We start from the raw sequence: 17,804 nt of genomic DNA, 5'->3' as shown, positions 1-17,804 counted from the left end.
ATTGATACATCACAGTCTTCGGTGAGCGGGCGCGGATTAGATGAAGGGTCGCAGGCGCGGCTCACCGGGTGTCCAGCCGGCAAGGTCCTGCAGGCCTTCCGGATTGATCACCTCGCAACCACGATCACGCCAGAGGATGAGGCCACGATCAACCAGTTTGCGCAGGGTCTTGTTGGTGTGCACGATCGACAGGCCGAGCGTATCGGCGAGATGCATTTGGGTGATCGGGATGTGCCGTCTGGTATCGTCGAGCATCCCGGCATTCATGCCGCGCTCAAAGAGGAAAGCAAGGAGGTAGGACGCCCTTTCGATGGCCGAACGACGGCCGATGCTGAGGAGGTGCTCATCCAGGATCGCCTCTTCCCGGGCCGCGAGCCAGGTTAGGTCGTAACCGAGACCGGCATGGCGCTCGAAGAGCGAAAAGAGCTTGGAACGTTCGAACACGCAGAGCGTCATCGGCGTCATCGCTTCCACCGAATGCTGCATCTCTGCCATCAGGGCGCCTTGCAGGCCGACCATATCACCCGGCACGACGTAATTGAGGATTTGCCGGCGCCCGTCCTCAAGGATCTTGTAGCGAAAACCCCAGCCGGACAACACTGTGTAGAGATGCGCGCTGCGCGCACCCTCGACGAGAATGGTGGAATTGGCATCCGCGAGGAGTTCCCCGCGCTTGAACTGGGCCACAAACTCCACTTCCTCTTCTGAAAAAGGGCGAAAGCTGCGCAGCTGGCGCAAAGGACATTCAAAGCAGCTGACGCGAATGGGGTTCTGGCGCGGCTCTACAGTCATGGCTTAACCTCAAAAATGCGTCACAATCTCGCCAATGGAACAATAGAGGTTGTTCCATGTCTTTTTTAAATGACCACCTCCTTTCGCCTCAGCATAAAGCGGGCACAAAAGAAGGAATGTTCATGGCCACGCCACCTCTCCACGTGCTGATCGCAGAGAACCAATACCTGATCGCGATGGAGGTGGAGCGCATCTTGAGAGAAACCGTGCACTGCGACGTGTCGATCGTTCCACTCTCACGTCTTGGCGCGATCCTCGAAAAAACCCGCTTCGATATCGTGATCGTCGAGGCCGCAGCGGCAGCGACCGCCAATCTGGAGCGATCATCAATCATTGAGACGGCGGGAGCCGTCCCGGTATTTCTCTCGTCCTACGACGAACTTGGCAAGGAAATGCCCGCCGCATCCGCCCAGCTCGTCGTACAGAAACCCCTCGCACAGGAAGAACTGGCGACTGCCCTCGCTGAGGCTGCGGCGCGCGTTGCCGCGCGCCGCGGATGATCAGCCGGCAAACGCCTTCTTGATCACAGCCGAGCTATTGGCATCGGGACCATAGTCGCCCTCGCCGCTCACACCCAGGATTTCCTGGAGCTTGTTGCGCGCGCGATTGATACGGCTCTTGATTGTGCCCACTGCGCAGCCGCAGATTTCAGCCGCTTCCTCATAGGCAAAGCCTGAGGCACCGACGAGCACGATCGCCTCGCGCTGATCGCTCGGCAACTGGTCGAGCGCGCGCTTGAAGTCCTGTAGATCAAGGGATCCATACTGTTGCGGATGGGTCGAGAGCTGGGAAGTAAAGATACCATCCGTGTCGGAGACCTCGCGGCCACGCTTGCGCATTTGCGAATAGAATTCGTTGCGCAGAATGGTGAACAGCCAGGCCTTCATGTTTGTACCCGGCTCGAAATGGTCCTGCTTGGCCCAGGCTTTCATGATCGTGTCCTGCACCAGATCGTCCGCCACATGGTGGCGACCGGTCAGGGAGACGGCGAAGGCGCGCAGATTTGGCAGCGCTGCCAGAAGATCGCGTTTGAAGGAACGGTCGATCGCCTCCTGATCCACAGTCATTGCGCAACGTCCTTCGCGATGGCCTGGTTGGAGCGCTCGGCCGCATCCAGCTTTTCAAGAAGCTGCATGAAGCGATCCGGAATGCCTTCTTCCTGGACGGACTGATAGTAGCTGCGCAACTGGTCCGCCACGCTCGGATGAAATGCATTAACGCCTGGCTGGCCTACTGGCACCGGCGCTTTCTTGGTGTGCTCTGTCATATGTTCCAACACGTTTGGACAACTCTCGTGCGGTGAATGCGCGAAGTGGCCAGAAGTTCCGGGGGTGCCCGATCTTTTTTTAAGGCGCTGCGCAAAAATCGCAGATGTGGACCATGGAACAATCCTTGGCGGATCGACGTTTGTCCAGTCATCGATCAAGGAGAAATTACCATGCTTTATTACGCTCTCGTCTTCCTCGTCATCGCACTGATCGCCGGTGTACTTGGCTTCGGCGGTATTGCCGGCACGTCTGCAGGCATTGCCCAGATACTCTTCGGCGTCTTTATCATTCTTTTCCTCGTATCGCTCGCGATGCGTCTCTTCCGTCGCGCCTGAATGCAAATGGAGGCGCCCCAGCGGCGCCTCCCATCACCCAGTTAAAGATTCGGGTTTGAGCGGCCGGTAACAGCGCTGTCAGTCTGACCCGAGATTTCATCCAGACATGCATATTACACCTCGATCCAGCTTCGCCTGATCGAGGTGTTGTCGTGTGCTCTTCTTCGTTGGGTGGCCTCTGCTACCGGCTGTCCCTCACTCCGGCAGCGAACCATAGCGGTCGAGGGGAATCGGAATGTCTTGGGCGAGAGGCAACATGGCCTGCGGGTTGACCGCATCATCACCAGCAGCCTGAGACGACCAGGCGGTCAGCCGATTGGGGTTGATGGTCTGACGAATGGACTTTCCAGCCACAAGCTCGGCATCCACAGGAACGCAATCGCCATAGACGATATTTGTCAATTTTCGCGCTTGATCGAGTTCTTTTGGCAGCGCCATGAAGCACTGTGTAACGCTGTCGTAGGAAACGACAGAGACGGGCTCGTCGAGACAGCTTGTATCCTGAGAATGGCAAGCCACGATAACCAGCAATGCAGCCATACTATTCATCGTCGTTCTCTCCGTTACACAAGTGTTAACGCGAAGAACTGTCCGATGTTCCAGAGAGGGTGTCTTGGCGAAATCCGCTGTGGCAGACGTCACATTGAGTTGGACGCTTCGCTCCGGATCAGCTGATGAATATAGGCGAGCTTGTCGAAGACAGCCTCGGACATGACGAACGGATAGAGGTCCGGCTGCCCCATGCTGCGGTTGATGCTATTGATCGCGAGCGTCAACGGCACCCAGGCTCGGATGAGCGTCTGTGCGCTCCCGCTCCGATAGCTGTCAAATGTCCGCTTGAGTTCAATATTCTCCGCCGGCGTCTCGACATCCGGATTGGTCCTGAGACCAAATGCATCGGCCGTATCCAGTGCATCGACGATATGGAAGTAATGCGCGAAGGTCTCAGCAAAGTCCTCCCACGGGTGGCTCGCTGCATAGGCGGAAATGAACCATTGCTCCCATCCCGGCTGCGGTCCTTCCCGGTAATGGCGATTGAGCGCCTCACCATAATCCGCTCGCTCGTCGCCAAACACCGCCCGGCAGGCCTCGAAGGCGTTGCGGTCGCGAATGAGGACGTTCCAGTAGTAATGCGCAATCTCGTGCCGGAAATGGCCAAGCAGCGTGCGGAAGGGCTCACCCAGCGCCACCCGCCGCGCCTCGCGCTCGGCATCATGGGCCTCAACGACGTTGAGCGTGATCAACCCGTCCGCATGGCCCGTCAGGATCGGCTCGTCATCGGAAGACTGCGGATCTTCAGCCAGAAAATCAAAACCCAGGCCGTTTTCCGGATCCTGCCGTCGAGTGACGAGCGGCAGGCGGAAGCGCAAGAGAGAATAGAACAGTCCCCGCTTGGCGAGTTCGATCTTCTGCCAGTTCTCGACATTTTCCGAAACGGAGAGGTCAGGGATTGTCACATTGTGCCGACAGGCAATGCAGAAACCCGTCTCGTCATCATCTTCAACAAGCCAGTTGCAGCCACCGACCTCTGCGTTGACGCAGCGCTTTGGAAAGACAGCTTGCGCGTTGACGGCGGGTAGAAGCGCGCCATTGCCGGAATCCAGAGCAACCATGGTGAGGTCCGACGGCTTGAAAGCCAGCCGGGCATGGCAGGAAACACAGCCGGTATTTTCGAAATGCACCACATTCGAGCAGTTCGTGCAATTGAACAGGCGCATGGGACCCCCAGAGAAAAGATGCAGTCCCCGCAGTTCGCGCGCCGCGCACCCGCACGAAGGTGCAAGGGTCACGCCAACACGTTGGACTGGGAACAATCAGTCGAAGATTTCAAGCGGGAAGGACAGTTCGTAACGAACCTCGCCATCCTGCAACAAATGCCGAGCCTCGCCATTAACGGATGCCGGCACAACACGTTCCAGAACCGTACTGCCGAAACGCCCAGCCTTGCCTTCTTCAATCCCCGGCGATCCATAAGGCTCGACCCAGGTGATCTTCACCATCGGCCCAGTCGGGGTCTCGAACTTCTGACAAGACACGTCGATCGGCATGCGGCGCTGCAAGAAGTCGCCATGGCTGACAGCATTGACGACCAGTTCGTGCAGGGCAAGACCGATATGCAGAGACGCATTCGGCGTCAGAAGGACATTGTCCCCGCTGACCTTTACGAGGTCAGCGTTCTCCTGAACATAGCGATCCACCTGCTGCTTCAAAAGATCGCGGAAATAGGCGCCCCGCCAGCTGGAATCGGTGATCAGATCCTGGCTCTGCGACAAGGCATGCAGGCGGCCGCGGAACTTTCCGAGGAACATGTCGAGGGTTCCGGCATGACGCGCCGTCTGGGATGCGATGGACTGGATAATGGCGAGCAGGTTCTTCGAGCGATGGCTGACTTCACGCAGCAAGGCCCGCAACAAACGTTCGCGGCGCCGATCCTCGGTTCGATCAATGACCACGGTGATCATGTGCAGATCGCCATCGTTCATTTCCACCAGCCGGCAGCGGAATTCGAAGAAGGTATCGTCGGTGGATTCCACTTCGATCTCGGCCTTGTCGCCGGATTTCTTCAGCATCGCCTTCATCTCGGCAAGGCGTTCGCCGATCTCGGGTCCGAAAATGGTCTCATCGCTCGGAACAGCACCGGGTTCCAGCCGCCAGCGTGCGGGAAGCGACGTGATGCAAACGTACCGGCCATCCTTATCCTGGAGGATCAGGCTGGCTCCGACATCCATCAGGGCGGTTATGAAAAACTCCCGCAGCTGCCGATCGCCGCGCTGAGGTTCAAACCATGTCAACCGATGTACCAATATTCCAGCTCCGCCTTTAATCGGCAATTCGGTTCAGGTCGGGGCAGCTGGCGCCGCTCCGCCTGAACTCTTTTCGTTCGTCTCAATCAAGCCTGTTCGGCCACACGTTCGTTGAAAAACAGAGCCTGGCTGATCAGTGCCTTGACCATGTCGGGGTTGAACGGCTTGGTCACCAGGAAGGCTGGTTCAGGGCGCTCGCCGGTGAGAAGACGCTCGGGGAAGGCTGTAATGAAGATGACCGGAATGCTGTCGACCTTCAGAATGTCGTTGACAGCATCGATACCCGAGCTGCCATCCGCAAGCTGGATATCGGCAAGCACCATCTTGGGGTTTGTGCGCTTGAAGAGATCAACCGCCTCGTCATGCGTGCGGGCAATGCCTGTAACCCGGTGACCCAGATCCTCGACCATCTGTTCGATGTCGAGCGCGATCAGCGGCTCGTCCTCGATGATCATGATATCGGTTGCCACCTGGCGCGAGATTTCAGCAGACGCCTCGTTGAACAGCGCGTTGAAACCGGCCTCGCTGACCGCAAGCACGCTTGCCGCTTCCGCGACCGTGAAACCTTCCACAGTGATCAGCAGGAAGGCGTGGCGGGCGCGCGTCGGCACCGCGGCCAGATTGGCCTGCGCACGCTTCTCCCAGGCGAAGGGCGAGGTAATCGGGGGAAGCTCGACCTTGGTCGAATCATAAATGGCGACGAACAGCCGATAAAGCGCGACCCGGTCGTCACCGACGTTCGGGAAAACGGAGATATCGGCAATGAGTGCTTCGAGGACTGCCGCCACATAGGCATCACCGGAAGTCTGTGAGCCGGTAACAGCGCGAGCATATCGCCTCAGGTAAGGCAGGTGGACAGCGACGCGGGCGGTAAGGGACATGCAATTCTCCAATCAGTATGGAATAGGTGCGGACTCGGCCTCAAACGTGCAAATCAAAAAATTGTTCCGTCGATCTGGAACTTTTTTCAACGATCGCTTCTTATCAGCGCATAATCTCTTCGGGAAAAGAAATGCAGTGGATGACAAAGATATGAGGAACGATGGCGCCGACAAGAGCGACAAGTCGAAATCGTCCACAGAGGGCCGAAAGAATGCAGACGCCCTGATCGCCTCGAAGTTGCGAGGCTATTATGACAGCATCGTTGAGGAAGGCACGCCCGACCACCTGCTGGACCTGCTCGAAAGGCTGCAGGAGGCGGAGAGGAAGATGAACGAGCCTCGGGAGTGACGCCTCACGCCCGCCGCTCTTTTTCCGGGGAAGGCCCCAGCACATCAGTCATCGCAACCACTCAGTCATCGTCCGCCTGAGAGCCGGCGCCCTGGGACTTCACCACAGCGAACACCATGGCAGCGATGGCCGCCGTGGTCAGGATCGAGCGCCCCTTCATGAGCGCAGGAATCCCGGCCAGCAATTGCAAAGTCATTGGATCGGGCAAACGAGATCGCGCCGCCCTCTGCCGCGCTTCGAGACGCAGTTGCGCACGCCGATTGATCCTCTGCACGACGAGAACGACAATGCCAGCCGCAAGCGCCGTGATCCCCGCCACCCCAAGGGCTGCCAGCACCGGACCAAAGAACTGAGATAGGTACAGTCCGAGCGCCACCAGAAGGGCGACATAGGCGGTCATGCCGAACACAGCGGCAATCGCGCCGCCAATGAGCGAGCGCGACAAGCGTCGGGCCGCCGGCTTCACCCGGCCGAAAGCAACGACGCCCAATTGTCTGAACAGTGGAAACATGATCAGCGACGGCTGAGCAGCGCGAGCACATAGCCGACGCCAGCGGCAATCGCCAGCGACTGGAACGGCTTGGCGTGGACATAGTCCTCGATATCCTGCTCGATGTTCGCGACCGTCTCACGCGCGCTCTCGACATACTCGCGAGACACTTCACCGGCTTCCCGAACCTTGCCGCTGCCATAGGAAGCAAGGGTCTGGGTCAATGCCGCGATGTCACGGCGCAAGGTCTCAAGTTCGGCCTGGATGTCTTCGCTCGATGCGCCCGGAGTGGTTGATGCAGCCGCCTCGTTGCGATCCGCGGCCTCATCCGCCACGGCTTCAATCTTGCTCTTCGAGGCGTTCGGGATCTGGGCCATGCGGGGCTCCTTTGTCTGATCTGAAAATACGGTTTCACCACCACAACGCCGCAGCAGGCGCAGTGTTCCAAGGCAAAAGAAGATTTCGACACCTGTGCAAGGTGGCGGCATTTTTTCGCGCGGGATGAGGTTTCCGGTTGGGTGCCAGGCCATAGCCAAGGCGATTTTTCAGCGGAACTTCCGGGGCCGAACAGACGTTATTGCCACCGAGGACACGAGCCTCGATGAACAACAAAACACGGGAGTGACCCATGAATTGGAATCAAGTCGAAGGCAATTGGGAGCAGTTCAAGGGCAAGGCCCAGACCCAGTGGGGCAAGCTCACCGGTGACGATCTCGACGTCATCGCCGGCAAGCGCAAGGAGCTCTCCGGCAAGATCCAGGCCGCCTATGGCAAGACCCAGGAAGAAGCCGATCGCGAGATCGATGACTGGATGACCCGCAACTAAGCACGTCAGCGCATTTAAGGAAAAGCCCGGAAGCCGCCGCTTCCGGGCTTTTTGCTGTCTCCCTCAGGCAGCGGTCGTCGCTCCATAGGTAACACCTTTTTCCTTCAGCCAACGCCGATAGGCAATCGACGATGCATCCGCCCGCGTCGGGATTTCCTTGCGCGGCTCGAGCGGCAGGAGCACCGGTCGCTGGTTTTCGAGAATGATCCGGTCCTGCAGGAAAATCATCTGCTGGAAGTGAATGAGTTCGGTGGTCGTCGAGACATCATCGATCAGATACATGATCGGATGCGCCCGACAGCGATCCGGATCGAGGGGCTGGACGAAGAGGCCGATCACATCCCAGCGGTCATCCGCATTCGGACAGGTCTTGTAGAGGATCGTCGTGAACGGGGTCATCACCCGATACATGTATTTGGTCGAAATACCGTTCGTGGCGGATAGCGCAGCCTGCGGCTGGAAAAACTCGCAATTGGTTGCCCAGACCTCGTCTTCCTCGCGCCGGATCTCGACGTCATACTGCATCACTTCGGTATGCGGCTCGGCACCCAGCACATCGGTATGGACGAAGGGAAAATGCGCCATGTCCAGGAAGTTTTCCACGATCCTCAGACCCGACGCCCTGACGGTGACGACACCGCAGGGCACGTAACGCCGATCTGCCTCATCGGCTTCGGGCAGGGGAAAGATCTCGCGCTCCGGGGACCCGAGCGTCGTCCACAGAAAGCCGAAACGATGACGCAGCGGCAGCGGATCGACGCGACCCTCCGCCCGAACCACGATTTGGCCGTCCGCGTCCTTCTCCATGGTGAGATCCGTGCCCAAAAGGCGGTTATGCGAGCGCCCGACGGGAATGACAGCCTCCGTATCGAGCACATACCACTGGTCGAGCGAAGCCCTGTCGACACTATTCTGCATTTTCCGTCTTTCCTCTGGAGCAAGGGGAGAAACCACTTGAAACCCCGTCTGCATGACCGCTAGATTGCCCAAAAATTAGAGCGCGCACAATTGCAGGGCAACGTTGATCCCCATCCGATGACAGAGCATGCCAAGAGCGCGACCGTCGCCTTCACCTTTTCCGGGCGCCTCGAGCCCAACAGTTTCACCGCCTTCGCCGAACACCGCGCCGCCCGTTTAGCGCTCCTCCTCGACATCGCGACCTGCGACCGTGACCACTGTCGGCTGGCAATTTCCGGTCCCGAAGCGCTGATCGATGCCTTCGAGATGGCAACGAGCCTTGGGCCCTATGATTGCATCGTGCTCGACGTAAGCCGCACCTCTCTTGATCAAGACCTGCCCGAAAAGGCCGTATCATGACCGCCAATCCCTGGATCCCGATCGCCCTCTCCGCCTCGATCGAGCCCGGCACGTCGGCCGGCACACGCGTTCTCGGCGAAGAGCGCGTCGTCTGGCGTGACGAGGCAGGCGCGCCGCATGTCTGGGAAGATCGCTGTCCGCATCGCGGCATGCGCATGAGCTTCGGCTTCGTACGCGGCGACCACATTGCCTGCCTCTATCATGGCTGGCGCTATGATACCGCCGGCCAGTGTCGGCACATCCCCGCCCATCCCGATCTCGACGTGCCGAAGACAATCAAGGTGCCGACCTTCGCCGTGGTTGAAAAAGGCGGCATAGTGTGGATGGCGACCGAAGGCGCCGACCTGGCCGAGCTGCCCGCAGTTCCAGACCACGCACACCCCGTCCGCAGCCTTTTTCTCGACCAGCCCATCGCCCTCGTCCGGGCAGCGGTCGTCGACACACCACCGCAAGGCTGGCATGCCGAGCCCTTGGCCGATGGCGTGGTTACCTTGCGGGGTAACGACGCCACCGCAATCCTTGCCTTGCAGACCCGCGACACCTCAAAGACGGGACTTCACATCACCGTGGGAGGCGAGGCGTCCACCGCAATCCGCCGCGAACTCGCGATTTGGGCAACGGCCCTGCGCACAAGGCTCGAAACCGAAATGACGAAGGCCGCGTGATGATCAGACTTTACGACTATCACCTCGACGAGAATGGTTTTCGCGTCCGCCTCCTTCTCTCCATGCTGGGCCTGCCCTTCGAGACTGTCGCCGTCGACAAGGCGCCCGGCCGGGAACACCAGATGCCCGCCATGCTGGCGATCAACCCGACCGGTACCCTGCCGACCCTCGAAGACGGTGACGTCAGGCTCTTCGGCACCGGTGCGATCCTCGCCTATCTCGTGCGGGCCTATGCACCCGACCAGAAATGGCTGCCCGTCGACCCGGCAGACTTCGGCCGCGTGCAACAATGGCTGGGCTTTGCCGGACGCGAATTGCAGGCGGCGATCGACGCGCGCGAGGCCGCTCTCTTTTCGGCCGCAGGCGCATCGGACACCGACCGTCAAAGAGCCCGAAACGCCCTCCGCATCATGGACGACCATATGGTGCTCCGGCAGATTGAAGGCGCCGAATGGTTCGTCGGCGACACCCCGACGCTTGCCGATCTGGCCCTTCTGCCGAGCTTTGCCCTCTCCCGCGATGCCGGCATCGACCATGACGAATATCCCGCCCTTCGCCGCTGGCTGCGCCGCTTCCGCGCCCTGCCCGGCTTCATCACCATGCCCGGCATTCCCGACTATCACTGACATGCAGGGGCCAGCCGGCAGCAGATCGGCAAGCGCAAAGCCAAAGCAGGGAGGACCACCATGATCCGCATCGTCTTTCTCGATCGAGACACGCTGTCGCCGGAAACGGTTCTGCGCCCGCCCGCCATGCCGCATGAACTGATCGTCCATGCCCGGACAAGGCCCGATCAGGTGGCCGAACGCATCCGTGAGGCAGACGTGGTGATCACCAACAAAGCACCGGTCCGCGCCGATGCGCTGGCCACCGCAACCCGGCTAAAGCTGATCGCCGTTGCCGCCACCGGGACCGATGTCATCGACCTTGCCGCAGCAAAGGCACGCAGCGTGGCCGTCTGCAACATCCGCAACTATGCCAGGCACACGGTGCCGGAGCACACATTCGCGCTGATGCTGGCGCTGCGTCGCTCGATCCTGCCCTATCGGCAATCCGTGATCGAAGGCCATTGGCAGCAGGCGGCGCAGTTTTGCTATTTCGACTATCCGATATCTGACCTCGGCGGCTCGACGCTCGGCATCATCGGGCATGGAACGCTTGGCCAGGCAGTTGGCCGGATTGCCGAAGCCTTCGGTATGACGGTCCTCGCCGCCGGGCGGCGCGGCGAAACCGACCTCAAACCCGGCCAGACGGCCTTCGACGAGGTGCTGCGCCGATCCGACGTCATCACCCTGCATTGCCCGCTGACACCGGAAACGCGCGGTGTGATCGGCGCCCGCGAATTCGGCCTGATGGAGAGACGGCCCCTGCTGATCAACACCGGTCGCGGCGGCCTTGTCGATGAAAGGGCACTCGAACAGGCGCTGGACAAGGGCCAGATATCAGGCGCCGGCTTCGACGTCACCGATGGCGAACCGCCGGCCGTAGACAGCCCGATGATGCGGATTGCGTCACGCGAAAACGTCATCCTCACACCGCATGTCGCCTGGGCCAGCCGCGAGGCCATCCAGGCACTGGCCGACCAGCTGATCGAGAATATCGAGCTGTTTCTCGCAGGGACCCCGCGCAATCTCGTTGGCTGACCCTGCTCAGGCAGCAGGGCTATCGCATAGGGATACCGGCCGCGGTTCCAGGCTCCCTCTTCTCCCCAGCGGGGAGAAGGTGGCCCGCAGGGCCGGATGAGGGGGGCGCGAAGCGCCAAAGGTGTGCCACGTAGCCCCCTCATCGCCTCGCATGCGCTCGGCACTTCTCCCCGCTGGGGAGAAGAGGGAGGCCGCAACAGCCTCCGTTACCCCATACGCAACAGCCCAGCCCTTGCCCTTTCGCCACGACGCATATCTAACTCTTTCAAAAGACAAGGGAGGACGGCATGCGCTATCTGGAGGCGGACTATCAGGGTGAGGACATCCTGACGGCAAAAAAGGGCGCGCTCGGGCTGATCGCTCTCAACCGGCCACGGGTGCTGAACAGTCTCTCCCACGATATGGTCCTCGCCTTCGGCAAGGCGCTCGATGCCTTCGAGGCCGACCGCCAAGTGGCAGCAGTCCTCGTCACCGGCGAGGGCGAACGTGGCCTTTGCGCCGGCGGCGACATCAGGATGTTCTATGAAAGCGGCAAGGCGGGCGATGGCAAGGCCTCGGAATTCCTCAAGGCAGAATACCGCCTGAATGCCCGCATCGCCGGTTTCAAAAAGCCCTATATCGTCGTGATGGACGGCATCACCATGGGCGGCGGCGTCGGTGTCTCGAGCCATGGCAGCCACCGCATCGTCACTGAAACGACGAAACTCGCCATGCCCGAAACCGGCATCGGCTTCTTCCCCGATATCGGCGCCACCTGGCTCCTCTCCCGCGCATCCGGCGAACTCGGCACCTGGATGGGGCTAACAGGCGAGGCAGTGAACGGCGCGGACGCGATCACCGCAGGCTTTGCCGACTGGTATGTGCCGCAGGACCGGGTGACAGAACTTCTGGAACGGATCGCCGCCCTCCCCGCACCCGCCCTTGGGGCAACAATCGCTTCGATCATCCGCGACTATACGGTGGACGGCCCGACCGGCATTTTTTCCGAAGGCCGCACCATGATCGACCGCTGCTTCGCCTTCGACACGGTGGAGGAGATCATCGCCGCCCTTGAAAAGGAACAGGGCGACCTCGCCGCCAGAACGCTCACCGCCCTCAGCGCGAAATCGCCGACCAGCCTGAAGGTGACGCTCAGGATGATGCGCGAGGCCCGCCGCTCCAGGGACCTCGAAACCTGCCTCGAACGCGAATTTGCCGGCACCCTCCAGGTGGTGAAAGTCCCCGATTTCTACGAAGGCATCCGCGCGGCGATCATCGACAAGGACAGGAACCCGAAATGGTCGCCGGCGACGCTGGAGGGGGTGGCACCGGAGAGTGTCGAGGCGTTCTTTGTGGCACGGGATGTGCGGTTGTTTGGGTAGGGTGGGAGATGCCTAGAGTTCGCGACCGACGAGCGGTGAGTCCATATGCTCGCGGACAGAAGCGTTAAGCTGGGCCGATTTCGCCGCTGTCAATTGGTCGCAACTTACTGAAGGGAACTGATGACGGAGATAATCGGCGCAATGTGCCGTGAGAGAACAACCGCCTTGCGCTAGAAGCGGTCACGCAAATCCTTTTGGCCGAAATCCTTATTGCCGACCAGAATCAGCTTCCTAAGCGCATGCGCAGTGATCAGAGCTCGCAGTATATGGGAAAGCAAACGACCGTCACGCATATCAACTCGCGGTTACCCACGACAGCCATAGCAGGACGTTGTGCCTTGGGCAGCATGCCATCCATTACCGACTCCTTGCTGGAAGGGGGAGATTGTGTCATCGTTGAAACCAACAATTTCGAAGCGGCTCGCGCGCATTCCAGCGGCTGTAGTAATGCACGCTGGTAACAATAAGTAGGGTAGGTGTCGTCAGGAGGCACCCGGAAATGGCTTTTGAACGAGAAACTTTCTTTGGCCTGCATTTCGAGCCAAGGCATGACGGCGAGCGTCATCACGTAATTCCGGTGCAGAACCTTATCCAAGCTTTAGAGGGGTTGCAGCGTACTATCCATCTCGTCGCAATGATGAGAGAAGGACGGGAGGTACGAACTCGCGCTCGCGTGACACGTGACATTGAAGAGCGCTTTCAGCTTCATTGTGAAATCCCAGAAGAGGGAAGCTACTATCAGCCCACATTCATTGCGGAAAAAGACCAAAGCCTTTTTAGTCTGGATGAAGCAGCAGCCGTAGCGGAACTAACTCGAAGCCTACTGAAGTCTGTCGCGACTGGGGATGAGGAGGATTTCAGGAAAGCAGTCGTTGATTCTGCATTCCGCACGCCCCTTCTTTCATCACTCGGTAAGATGTTTGGTGGGCAAGGTGGACATTATCGCCTTTCAGTCGAAGATCGGTCGGGTCACGTAATCGTCGACAGCTTATCTGCGATCAATGGGCTGGAACGGCTCCGGCTGGCACGGCTGTCGCCGGATACCCACTCGATTGTTACGGGCTATTTTACGAAGATTGACTTTAAAGAGCGCAAACTCTCCCTGCTGATTCCAAGCACAGGGCGCTTAATCAGCTGCCTATACGTAGAGGAAATTGAGCCAGCACTGCTCGAAAACGCCAGGGACCTTATTCAGGTTGTAGGCACTATTGAGCTAGATGAAGACGGTAATCCGCAGAGGATTACGGACGTTCAGGAAGTTCACCCTGTCAATACTGACGACATCGACCTCATCGAACTTCTCCCGGATTACCTTAAATCTAACGAGCTGAATAATCTTCGGGTGACTGTAGAGCTGAGTGAAGATAAACAGACATATTTTGGAAAATTGGACGATCTAGGCATCAATCAAGCTGCGTATACACGTTCCGACCTAATCGAAGCTTTGGAAGCAGAGATTGATTTTCTTTGGAAGAATGTCGCTCGCGAAGACGATGACAACCTTGCGCCCAAGGCGCAATTACTCAAGTCGCGGCTCAGAACGCTCTTTAAGGAGTATTCAGAATGAACTTAGATCGTTCGAAAGTTCAGGAAAACTTGCCAAAAAAGGGTTTTGTCGAGCAAGATGACCGCAGTCATATCTTCTACCATTTTTATCACGAGGGCAAGAAAACCCATATTCGCACCCATGTTAGCCATGGCAGCAAATATAAGACACTCGGCGACGATCTGGTATCAAGTATGGCGAAACAGTGCAAAACAACGGCAAAGAACTTCAGAGGCCTAGCAGAATGCACGCTGTCCCAAGAAGGCTATATTAAGTTACTTAAAGAGGCTGGCGAGATTTAAGGGATGCAAACCCCGGTTGCCGGGGGCCATTTTAAATTCGGACACGACGGCCACATTGGGCACATGAATGCATCACAATACGAAGACGTTGAGGAAGGGTTAGATATCTGCGACGAGACTAATCGTTCCAATCCGAGCCCCCCCTCACTCAATCTCATAGGGCATCGGGTTCCGCACCCGATGATCCACCACCAGCTTCCTTTTCAGCGGCGGCACGGCGCGGCTGGTGCATTTGACGCGTTCGCAGATGCGGCAGGAGATGCCGATGGGGTCGAAGGCGCCGCGGTTGGAGAGGTCGAGGTCGTCGGCATAGACGAAGGCGCCGGCATAGGAGATCTCGCAGCCGAGCGCCAAGGCGTAGCGCGGATTGGCGGCGCGGAAGCCGGCGGAGCCTTTTGACACCTGGGTCGCGATGCAGAGATAGCGCACGCCGTCGGGCGTCTCCGCCGTCTGGCGGATGATCCGGCCAGGCGTCTCGAAGGCCTGATGGGCATTCCACAGCGGACAGGCTGCCCCGAAGCGGGCGAATTGCAGGCGGGCAGCACTGTGCCGCTTGGTGATGTTGCCGGCCCGGTCGATGCGGGCAAAGAAGATCGGCACGCCCTTGAGGCCCGGACGCTGCAGCGTCGAGAGACGGTGGCAGACCTGTTCCAGCGAGGCCTCGAAACGGGCGGCGAGCAGTTCGATGTCGTGGCGCAGATCCCGCGCGGCGGTGAGGAAGCTGCGATAGGGCAGGATCAGCGCGCCGGCGAAATAGTTGTAGAGACCCATGCGACAGATCTCGACCGCTTCTTCGCTGCGGAAATTCGCCTGTTTCAGCACCTGGTCGATCTTTGTGGCAGCGGCGAGCTGGGCGATCTGGATGGCGATCTGGAAATCGCGCGTAGGCGCCGAGGCATAGCGGCTGACAGTGAGGATCCGCCCCACCGGATCGAAGCGACGGATGGCCTCGTCGCCCGCCTCGCCGCGCACGACGCGCACGCCGTGGCGCGCTTCGAGATGGCCTGAAAGGGCCGCGTAATTCTCCCCCTCCCCGAGCTTCAGCTCCGTCGCCAGCTGCTCGGCGGCGAGGTCGAGATCGTGGATATAGTTGTCGACGAAATGGAAGAAGTCGCGCACCTCGTCATAAGGCGTCACCTCCTGGCTGGGGGCTGCCCCCAGCCGGTCGTCGAGGCTGGCAAGCTGTTCATTGCCGCGCCTGTAAGCCTGGTGCGCGGCAATCAGGGCATGGGCAAAGCCGGGCGCATTCTGGGTGACGAGCTTCAACTCCTGCAGGCTCGGTGAATAGGTCTCGAACAGGGGATCGGAGAGCGCCTCCGTCAGCGCCGACATCAGCCGGTCGTTCTGGCCGGAGGAGAGCTCCGTGATATCAATGCCGAACTTTTCCGCCAGCGACAAAAGCACAGAGGCCGAGACCGGGCGCTGGTTGTTTTCGATCTGGTTGAGATAGCTGGTGGAAATGCCGACCATATCGGCAAACTGCGCCTGGGTGGCCCCGTTTGCCTGGCGGATGTCGCGGACCTTGCGGCCGATGAAGAGTTTCCCGATGGCCATTTCGCAAATTCGCAATTTTCACTTTGCAAATTCATAAATCCACAGATGCACCTGTTCAACCGTTTTCTTCTGCGGCACAGTGGAATAGGTGTCACATCAAGGCTTGAGAGCCAAAAGACCATTCGGGAGGACATATGCTGACGATCCTGGACCAGCTCGAAGCCCGCCGCGACGAGGCCCGCCTCGGCGGCGGCGAAAAGCGCATCGCCGCCCAGCATGGCAAGAGCAAGCTGACTGCCCGCGAGCGCATCGAGGTCCTGCTCGACGAAGGCTCCTTCGAAGAATACGACATGTATGTCACCCATCGCTGCACCGATTTCGGCATGGCCGAACAGAAGGTGCCGGGCGACGGCGTCGTCACCGGCTGGGGCACGATCAACGGCCGCCAGGTCTATGTCTTCTCCCAGGATTTCACCGTGCTCGGCGGCTCGCTGTCGGAAACCCATGCCCAGAAGATCTGCAAGATCATGGACATGGCGATGAAGGTGGGCGCACCCGTGATCGGCCTCAACGACAGCGGCGGCGCCCGCATTCAGGAGGGCGTCGCTTCACTCGCCGGCTATGCCGACGTCTTCAAGCGCAATGTCGACGCGTCGGGCGTCATCCCGCAGATCTCCGTGATCATGGGCCCCTGCGCCGGCGGTGCCGTCTATTCGCCCGCCATGACCGATTTCATCTTCATGGTGCGGGATAGCTCGTACATGTTCGTCACCGGCCCCGATGTGGTGAAGACCGTGACCAACGAGATCGTCACGGCGGAAGAGCTTGGCGGCGCCTCGACGCATACCAAGAAGTCTTCCGTGGCAGACGGCGCCTTTGAGAACGATATCGAGGCGCTGGAACAGGTCCGCCTGCTCTTCGATTTCCTGCCGCTCAACAACCGCGAAAAGCCGCCGGTCCGCCCCTTCCACGACGATCCGGCCCGCATCGAGATGCGGCTGGACACGCTGATCCCCGACAGTTCCAACAAGCCCTATGACATGAAGGAGCTGATCTACGCGCTGGCCGACGAGGGCGATTTCTTCGAGATCCAGGAAGCCTTTGCGAAGAACATCATCACCGGCTTTATCCGCATGGAAGGCCAGACGGTCGGCGTTGTTGCCAACCAGCCCATGGTGCTGGCCGGCTGCCTCGACATCGATTCGTCGCGCAAGGCCGCCCGCTTCGTCCGCTTCTGCGACGCCTTCTCGATCCCGATCCTGACGCTGGTTGACGTGCCCGGCTTCCTGCCCGGCACGGCGCAGGAATATGGCGGCGTCATCAAGCATGGCGCCAAGCTCCTCTTCGCCTATAGCCAGGCGACTGTGCCGATGGTGACCCTCATCACCCGCAAGGCCTATGGCGGCGCCTATGACGTCATGGCCTCCAAACACATTGGCGCCGACATCAACTATGCCTGGCCGACCGCCGAAATCGCCGTCATGGGCGCCAAGGGAGCCACAGAGATCCTCTACCGTCAGGAACTCGGCGACGCCGAGAAGATCGCGGCACGGACCAAAGAATACGAAGTCAACTTTGCCAACCCCTTCAAGGCCGCCGAACGCGGCTTCATCGACGAGGTCATCATGCCGCATTCCTCCCGTCGCCGGATCGCCCGCGCCTTCGCGAGCCTTCGGAACAAGCAGGTCGGCACCCACTGGAAGAAGCACGATACGATCCCGCTTTAACGCG

The 17,804-nt window shown here is 59.6% G+C and carries 23 protein-coding genes; 12 read left to right on the top strand and 11 right to left on the bottom strand.

Annotated features, from left to right (window positions below; genetic code table 11):
• Window positions 1–36: 36 nt before the first annotated feature.
• A complete protein-coding gene (locus tag IP76_RS04500) occupies window positions 37–792 on the bottom strand; it encodes a Crp/Fnr family transcriptional regulator (RefSeq protein WP_054156989.1) in 756 nt (251 codons plus the stop codon).
• 122 nt (window positions 793–914) lie between these two features.
• Here IP76_RS04500 and IP76_RS04495 point away from each other — a divergent pair, with 122 nt between their 5' ends.
• On the top strand, window positions 915–1,292 hold the full coding sequence (locus IP76_RS04495; protein ID WP_156318468.1) for a hypothetical protein: 378 nt from the start codon (window positions 915–917) through the stop codon (window positions 1,290–1,292).
• Here the strand turns inward: IP76_RS04495 and IP76_RS04490 are convergent, their stop codons facing one another.
• A complete protein-coding gene (locus tag IP76_RS04490) occupies window positions 1,293–1,859 on the bottom strand; it encodes an RNA polymerase sigma factor (protein ID WP_054156987.1) in 567 nt (188 codons plus the stop codon).
• On the bottom strand, window positions 1,856–2,218 hold the full coding sequence (locus tag IP76_RS23590) for a NepR family anti-sigma factor (protein ID WP_306765461.1): 363 nt from the start codon (window positions 2,216–2,218) through the stop codon (window positions 1,856–1,858). Before IP76_RS23590 ends, IP76_RS04490 begins: the two co-directional genes overlap by 4 nt.
• A gap of 12 nt (window positions 2,219–2,230) precedes the next feature.
• Between IP76_RS23590 and IP76_RS22700 the strand changes: the two genes are divergently transcribed.
• Entirely contained in the window at window positions 2,231–2,395 is a 165-nt protein-coding gene (locus IP76_RS22700; RefSeq protein WP_082352403.1) for a DUF1328 domain-containing protein, read from the top strand.
• A gap of 195 nt (window positions 2,396–2,590) precedes the next feature.
• On the opposite strand, the gene IP76_RS04480 is transcribed toward IP76_RS22700, so the two are convergent.
• From IP76_RS04480 to IP76_RS04465, 4 genes are all read right to left on the bottom strand, one after another.
• Window positions 2,591–2,935, bottom strand: coding sequence for a hypothetical protein (locus IP76_RS04480; RefSeq protein WP_245281384.1), 345 nt, complete (start codon window positions 2,933–2,935; stop codon window positions 2,591–2,593).
• A gap of 98 nt (window positions 2,936–3,033) precedes the next feature.
• Window positions 3,034–4,113 carry a putative zinc-binding metallopeptidase gene (locus IP76_RS04475; protein WP_054156984.1) on the bottom strand — a complete coding sequence of 360 codons (1,080 nt, stop codon included), beginning with the start codon at window positions 4,111–4,113 and terminating at the stop codon, window positions 3,034–3,036.
• A 96-nt stretch (window positions 4,114–4,209) separates the two neighbouring features.
• Entirely contained in the window at window positions 4,210–5,124 is a 915-nt protein-coding gene (locus IP76_RS04470) for a sensor histidine kinase (RefSeq protein WP_245281383.1), read from the bottom strand.
• Between the two features lie 161 nt (window positions 5,125–5,285).
• Window positions 5,286–6,080: a response regulator gene (locus IP76_RS04465; protein WP_054156982.1), complete on the bottom strand. Its 795-nt coding sequence runs from the start codon at window positions 6,078–6,080 to the stop codon at window positions 5,286–5,288.
• On the opposite strand from IP76_RS04465, the gene IP76_RS23425 reads away from it, so the two are divergent.
• Window positions 6,079–6,429: a NepR family anti-sigma factor gene (locus tag IP76_RS23425; protein ID WP_156318467.1), complete on the top strand. Its 351-nt coding sequence runs from the start codon at window positions 6,079–6,081 to the stop codon at window positions 6,427–6,429. The genes IP76_RS04465 and IP76_RS23425 overlap by 2 nt on opposite strands.
• A 61-nt stretch (window positions 6,430–6,490) precedes the next feature.
• Here IP76_RS23425 and IP76_RS04455 read toward each other — a convergent pair whose 3' ends face one another.
• Together IP76_RS04455 and IP76_RS04450 are read right to left on the bottom strand one after the other, a co-directional pair.
• Entirely contained in the window at window positions 6,491–6,940 is a 450-nt protein-coding gene (locus tag IP76_RS04455; protein WP_054156981.1) for a hypothetical protein, read from the bottom strand.
• Window positions 6,941–6,942: 2 nt separating this feature from the next.
• The gene (locus tag IP76_RS04450; protein ID WP_054157376.1) at window positions 6,943–7,296 is read right to left on the bottom strand and encodes a YqjD family protein; all 354 of its coding nucleotides are present in this window, start codon (window positions 7,294–7,296) and stop codon (window positions 6,943–6,945) included.
• A gap of 251 nt (window positions 7,297–7,547) precedes the next feature.
• On the opposite strand from IP76_RS04450, the gene IP76_RS04445 reads away from it, so the two are divergent.
• Window positions 7,548–7,745 (top strand): CsbD family protein, encoded by a 198-nt coding sequence (locus IP76_RS04445; RefSeq protein WP_054156980.1) that lies wholly within the window; start codon window positions 7,548–7,550, stop codon window positions 7,743–7,745.
• A gap of 63 nt (window positions 7,746–7,808) precedes the next feature.
• On the opposite strand, the gene IP76_RS04440 is transcribed toward IP76_RS04445, so the two are convergent.
• Window positions 7,809–8,663 (bottom strand): aromatic ring-hydroxylating dioxygenase subunit alpha, encoded by an 855-nt coding sequence (locus IP76_RS04440; RefSeq protein ID WP_054156979.1) that lies wholly within the window; start codon window positions 8,661–8,663, stop codon window positions 7,809–7,811.
• Window positions 8,664–8,780: 117 nt separating this feature from the next.
• On the opposite strand from IP76_RS04440, the gene IP76_RS04435 reads away from it, so the two are divergent.
• From IP76_RS04435 to IP76_RS04405, 7 genes are all read left to right on the top strand, one after another.
• Window positions 8,781–9,062: a hypothetical protein gene (locus IP76_RS04435; protein ID WP_054157375.1), complete on the top strand. Its 282-nt coding sequence runs from the start codon at window positions 8,781–8,783 to the stop codon at window positions 9,060–9,062.
• Complete coding sequence (locus tag IP76_RS04430; RefSeq protein ID WP_054156978.1) at window positions 9,059–9,727, top strand: Rieske (2Fe-2S) protein; 669 nt, start codon at window positions 9,059–9,061, stop codon at window positions 9,725–9,727. The genes IP76_RS04435 and IP76_RS04430 overlap by 4 nt, the downstream gene beginning before the upstream one ends.
• Window positions 9,727–10,353: a glutathione S-transferase family protein gene (locus IP76_RS04425; protein ID WP_054156977.1), complete on the top strand. Its 627-nt coding sequence runs from the start codon at window positions 9,727–9,729 to the stop codon at window positions 10,351–10,353. Before IP76_RS04430 ends, IP76_RS04425 begins: the two co-directional genes overlap by 1 nt.
• 60 nt (window positions 10,354–10,413) lie before the next feature.
• The gene (locus IP76_RS04420) at window positions 10,414–11,370 is read left to right on the top strand and encodes a D-2-hydroxyacid dehydrogenase (protein WP_054156976.1); all 957 of its coding nucleotides are present in this window, start codon (window positions 10,414–10,416) and stop codon (window positions 11,368–11,370) included.
• A gap of 287 nt (window positions 11,371–11,657) precedes the next feature.
• The gene (locus IP76_RS04415) at window positions 11,658–12,731 is read left to right on the top strand and encodes an enoyl-CoA hydratase/isomerase family protein (protein WP_054156975.1); all 1,074 of its coding nucleotides are present in this window, start codon (window positions 11,658–11,660) and stop codon (window positions 12,729–12,731) included.
• 499 nt (window positions 12,732–13,230) lie between these two features.
• A complete protein-coding gene (locus IP76_RS04410) occupies window positions 13,231–14,298 on the top strand; it encodes a hypothetical protein (RefSeq protein WP_054156974.1) in 1,068 nt (355 codons plus the stop codon).
• The gene (locus IP76_RS04405; protein WP_054156973.1) at window positions 14,295–14,579 is read left to right on the top strand and encodes a hypothetical protein; all 285 of its coding nucleotides are present in this window, start codon (window positions 14,295–14,297) and stop codon (window positions 14,577–14,579) included. Before IP76_RS04410 ends, IP76_RS04405 begins: the two co-directional genes overlap by 4 nt.
• A gap of 144 nt (window positions 14,580–14,723) precedes the next feature.
• On the opposite strand, the gene IP76_RS04400 is transcribed toward IP76_RS04405, so the two are convergent.
• Window positions 14,724–16,133: a short-chain fatty acyl-CoA regulator family protein gene (locus tag IP76_RS04400; protein WP_054156972.1), complete on the bottom strand. Its 1,410-nt coding sequence runs from the start codon at window positions 16,131–16,133 to the stop codon at window positions 14,724–14,726.
• Window positions 16,134–16,267: 134 nt separating this feature from the next.
• On the opposite strand from IP76_RS04400, the gene IP76_RS04395 reads away from it, so the two are divergent.
• Complete coding sequence (locus tag IP76_RS04395) at window positions 16,268–17,800, top strand: acyl-CoA carboxylase subunit beta (protein ID WP_054156971.1); 1,533 nt, start codon at window positions 16,268–16,270, stop codon at window positions 17,798–17,800.
• The last annotated feature ends 4 nt before the right edge of the window (window positions 17,801–17,804 follow it).

Origin of the sequence: Rhizobium sp. AAP43, assembly GCF_001296045.1 — a bacterium.
GTDB lineage: Bacteria > Pseudomonadota > Alphaproteobacteria > Rhizobiales > Rhizobiaceae > Allorhizobium.
Note: the sequence above shows the minus strand (reverse complement) of the source record. Positions and strands in the feature narration are given on the sequence as shown.